General features: G+C 64.8%; 1 protein-coding gene. It reads right to left on the reverse strand.

Going from position 1 to position 685, the window contains the following annotated elements; genetic code table 11:
• A partial coding sequence (locus tag AC5ZGW_RS46705) for an integrase catalytic domain-containing protein (RefSeq protein WP_496114205.1) occupies nt 1–685 on the reverse strand: 685 nt, incomplete at both ends.

Raw genomic sequence — 685 nt, forward strand, 5'->3', positions numbered from 1 at the left:
CGCGTCGTCTCGACACCATCGAAGCGACCGTATCCCACGAGTCGCCGGACGACCGCGCCGTTCTTCTGCTCGACGAAAGCCTGATCGTTCTTCTTGTAGGCGCGCGAACGTGTCACCTCGATCTTTTGCGCGCGGCACCAGGGCACGACGACGTCGTTCATGAACGCGCTGTCGTTGTCAAAATCGGCGCCGCGAATGAGCCAGGGAAACAGGTTCTGTGCGCGCTCCATGGCCCGCACGACGAGCCCGCCCTCCCGCGTCACTAGCGGCACGCACTCGGTCCAACCAGTGGCGACATCGACCATCGTCAATGTCTGAATGAACGAGCCAGCTACAGATGTGCCGCCATGAGCCACCATGTCCACCTCGCAGAACCCCGGCGGCGGATCGTGCCAGTCGTTGAACGTCCGGATCGGAACTTCACGCCGTACCGCCGAATAAAAGCCGACCCGCCGGCGCTTACCGCCGGCCGCGGCCGTCTTGGTCTCGACCGGCAGGCGATCAATCGTGGCTGCGCTGACGCCGAGCACCAACGCCCGATCCGCCTGGTCGAGCTTGAGCCGGCCATGCCGCTCCAGCGAAGGCAGCAACGTCGGAATCATTACCCGGAGCCGCTTGCCGCAGATCCGATCCGAGGCCTCCCACAGCGCCACCAGCGCATCCCTGATAGGGGCGCCATAGGTCG

Source organism: Bradyrhizobium sp. Crot121 (assembly GCF_059512385.1).